At 59.5% G+C, this 4003-nt stretch carries 4 protein-coding genes; 1 reads left to right on the plus strand and 3 read right to left on the minus strand.

Annotated elements, in window-relative coordinates:
• The 3 genes from B3797_RS08965 to B3797_RS08975 all read right to left on the minus strand — a co-directional run.
• On the minus strand, nucleotides 1-642 hold a 642-nt coding region (locus B3797_RS08965), incomplete at its 3' end, for a cytochrome c (RefSeq protein WP_311790909.1).
• 25 nt (nucleotides 643-667) lie between these two features.
• A complete protein-coding gene (locus B3797_RS08970) occupies nucleotides 668-2776 on the minus strand; it encodes a xanthine dehydrogenase family protein molybdopterin-binding subunit (protein WP_311790910.1) in 2109 nt (702 codons plus the stop codon).
• A gap of 122 nt (nucleotides 2777-2898) precedes the next feature.
• Entirely contained in the window at nucleotides 2899-3357 is a 459-nt protein-coding gene (locus B3797_RS08975) for a (2Fe-2S)-binding protein (RefSeq protein ID WP_311781441.1), read from the minus strand.
• A gap of 253 nt (nucleotides 3358-3610) precedes the next feature.
• On the opposite strand from B3797_RS08975, the gene B3797_RS08980 reads away from it, so the two are divergent.
• Nucleotides 3611-4003, plus strand: a 393-nt coding sequence (locus B3797_RS08980) for a LysR family transcriptional regulator (protein ID WP_311790911.1), incomplete at its 3' end; no start/stop codon positions are given.

Consider the following 4003-nt stretch of genomic DNA (forward strand, 5'->3'; position numbering starts at 1 on the left):
ACCGCGCGGCGTATGGCAACTGCCGCAGTGCCCTGGGCCTTCGACCAGGTAAGCGCCCCGGTTCCAGCGCTCGTCGCGATTCTCCACCGTCTGATAGGGCGCGCCAGCGGCGAATGCGGCGCGCCATAAGGCCAGTGGCCAGCGCATATTAAGCGGCCAGGGGATTTCCGTCGGCTGGTTTTTCCGCGCGGCGGGCTGAACGCCATGCATCATAAAGGCATAAAGGGCGCGGATATCCTCGTCGTTCAGCTTTTGATAAGAGGGAAACGGCATCGCCGGATAGAGCCGATGCCCGTCACGCGCTACGCCCTGACGTACCGCCCGATCAAAGTCAGCCAGCGAATAGCGGCCGATGCCGGTCTCTTTGTCAGGCGTAATGTTGGTGGTATAGATTTTTCCTGCCGGCGTCGCCATTGGCAGACCGCCGGAAAAGGGGGCGTTCCCTGGCGTGCTGTGGCAGGCGACGCAGTCGCCGAGTCTGGCGACATATTCGCCGCGCCGGATAAGATCGGGCGATGCGGACATCTCAGCCGAGGTCACCTTATCGAAAGGCGACGATGGCGTGCGCAGCGTCCACAGCAGCACGCCAGCCACAACGATCAGCGTTGCCGTCAGCAACAGGCAGAGCCTTTTTATAGTCATGATGTTTTCCCTAAAAATCGGCGGCTCAGGTAAAGTTGTAGCGTGAGAGCGGCATAGAGCGAATACGCTGGCCGGTCAGCCTGGAGACCGCATTTGCGACCGCAGGCGGCACAGCGGGCAACGGCGGTTCGCCGATACCGCCCATTTTTGCGCCGCTCTCGATAATGCGTACCTCAACCTGCGCCATGCGTGATGGCGGCAGAATGGGATAAAGGTCGTAGTTGCGCGCGACCGGCTGGCCCTTTTCAAACAGGCTCTCTTCCAGCAAAACCTGTGATAACCCCAGCGCAACCGCACTGTTGACCTGCGCCTCGACGATAGCCGGATTGATGATGCTGCCGGGATCGATCGCCTCCCAGACCCGATGCACCCTGACCTGCCCGTTCTCAATCGAAACCTCCGCAATGGCGGCCGCTTCGGTGCCGAACGGCGACGCCATCGCCACGCCCCGGGCGCGTCGGGTGCCATCTTCGGCGGTATAGGGGCCCGGTTTCCAGCCGCCTGACAGCTCTGCTACCGCTTCCAGCAGCGTCGTCAGGCGCGGATTGCCTTTCAGCAGGCGCAGCCGCAGTTCATAGGGGTCTAACTTGCCTTTATCCGCAATTTCATCAAGAAAGCTTTCATAGAGAAAATCGTTCATCGAATTGCCGACGGAACGCCAGTAGCCCAGTTTCACCGGCCCTTTTTTATAGATCTGCGCGATGCGCACATGGGGAATATCATAGGCTTTGCCGGTCAGGCCCTCGGTGGCGGTCGGATCGAGCTTATCGCCTTGCTTACCTGAGATGCCTTCGGTCGGGCCTTCGCAAATGCTGACCGCTTCCAGCGCCAGCGGATACCCCTCGTCATCCAGTCCGGCGCGGAAGCGCACCGCCGCCATCGGGCGATGCGTGTCGCGCAGGAACTCCTCTTCGCGGCTCCAGATCAGCTTGATCGGGCGACCTGTCGCCTTCGCCAGTTCAATCGCCTGCGGCCACGCCATCGCGCCGTCGTAAACAAAGTGACGGCCGAAAAAGCCGCCCAGCAATGGCGAATGGATCACAATTTTATCGGCGGCCAGCCCGGTGCGTTTCGCTACCTCGCCCTGAAACATCTCCGGCGCCTGATTAGGGATCCAGAGATCCAGCGTGCCGTTATCGTTGAAGCGCGCCAGCGCCGAAGGCGGCTCCAGCTGGGCATGGTTAAGGTACTGGCTATGGTAGGTGGCGCTTAGCGTAGTTTTGGCCGCAGACATGCCCGTCGCCAGATCGCCTTTGACCTCTGCCTCTTTGCCCTCGCCCGGCTCGTTAGCCAGCGTTTGGGCAAAATCGTCGGAGGAGAAATCCGCCGACATCGCATCGGCGTTTGTCGCGGCCTGCCAGTCGACCTGCAATGCCTCAACGGCGCGTTTCGCCTGCCACCAACGCTCGGCGACCACCGCCACCGCGCCTGATAACCGGTGAACGGAGTGTACGCCCTTCATGGCTTTAACCTGCGCCGCGTTGCGTAGCTCACCGGCCTCCATTCCCAGGCGCGGCGCGTGCTGCACCGCCGCGTGCAGCATATTGTCGACGCGGCAGTCGATGGTGTAGATGGCCTGCCCGGTCGATTTCTCATAAACATCGACGCGCTTAACGGGTTTGCCGATCCAGCGAAACTGAGCAGGATCTTTTAAGACGACGGAATCAGCGGGCGGAACCGGCAGATCGCGCGCGCGGCTGGCAAGCTCGCCGTAAGTCAGCGTACGCCCTGAGGCGTCGTGCACGACTTTTCCAGGCTCGGTGCGCAGCGCCGCAATCGGCACGCCCAGCGATTCTGCCGCCGCCTGCAACAGCATCTGACGCGCCAGCGCACCGAGGCGGCGCATCGTCGCGTAACTGGTTCGCACCGACTGGCTGCCGCCAGTAATGCGCATGCCGCTATCCATCACCTTGTACTGTTCGCCAGCCGGGGCATTCTCTACCAGGAACGTGGCAGGATCGGCATCCAGCTCTTCACCGACGATCTGCGCCATAGCAGTAAAAATGCCCTGTCCGCCTTCGATAAACGGCGACAGAAAACGCACGCTGCCGTCTGGCCGGATTTCAAGAAACGCCGGGACGCGCGTACCGGGCGGCAGCGTCTGTTCAGCCGCCTGCGCGCGAGCCTGCCTCACAGGCAGACCAATCCCCAGCACGAACGCGCCTGCTACGCTGCCCGAGGCGAGCAAAAATCGGCGGCGCGACAAACTGACAGGTTCATCCCCGAAGGTAATATCTGGTGCGCTGGAAGAGGCTTTCACTGTGGGTCTCCCTGACTCGCTACCTCGTGGATGGCTGCGCTGATGGCGTTATAGGTGCCGCAGCGGCAGAGATTCACCATCGCCGCGGCAATCTCCTGGTCGGATGGGCGCGCGTTCTGCTTGAGTAGCGCAGTCGCCGCCATCACCTGACCAGACTGGCAATAGCCGCACTGAGGCACCTGATGCTTTATCCAGGCCTGGACGACACGTTTACCCGTATCATCCGCTTCGATCGCCTCGATGGTAGTGATCTGCTTACCGATGACCTTATCGATCGGGGTGACGCAGGATCGCGCTATCTTTCCGTCGATCATGACCGAGCAGGCGCCGCACTGCGCCAGACCGCAGCCATATTTTGTCCCGGTCATTCCCAGGTCGTCGCGCAACACCCACAATAACGGCGTGTCGCCTTCGGCATCGACCTGAAGGGTTTTATTGTTAATTTGAATTTCCATTGAGCTCCGGCCTTAATGGCTAACGATTTCACTCTATCCTTACAGAGATAAGTGGAATGATTAACCTGCCAGCGCCGCATACGCTGCTGAATAAAATTCAGTAATTAACTAAACGCCCGCGCAGAGGCTTTTTTCTGGGCGTGGCGGGTTTTAATGATCTGTGCGATTGGTTAAATGCGATTGGATTCGCCCGCCTCAATAAGATAATTTTCCACTCTCTGTGAATTAAAATCATTAATAAGGTATGGATAAGATGAATGATATTCAGGCGTTTATCGCTGTGGCGAGGGAGCAGAGCTTTACCAAAGCAGCGGCAGGCCTGGGAGTGAGTCCTTCCGCGCTCAGCCATACTATTCGCAATCTGGAAGAGCGTATCGGCGTGCGCCTGCTGGCACGCACCACGCGGAATGTCGCGCCAACGGAAGCGGGCGAACGTTTGTTGCAGTCGGTTGCGCCGCTGTTTGAACAGATTAATAGCGAAATTGCGCGCATTGGCGAATTGCGCGATACCCCTGCCGGCAATATACGCATTACCTGTTCCGACGATGCCGCCGAAAGCCTGCTTCGCCCCGCGCTGCCCGCCTTTTTTGCCAGATATCCTGATATCAGCGTGGAAATTTGTATCGACTACGGCTTTACCAATATT

This window comes from Pantoea sp. UBA5923 (genome assembly GCF_002431095.1).
GTDB classification, from domain to species: Bacteria; Pseudomonadota; Gammaproteobacteria; order Enterobacterales; family Enterobacteriaceae; genus Pantoea; species Pantoea piersonii.

Excerpts from the sequence above, each read along its gene's own strand:
- B3797_RS08975 (WP_311781441.1), bottom strand. The coding sequence starts at position 3,357 with ATGGAAATTCAAATTAACAATAAAACCCTTCAGGTCGATGCCGAAGGC.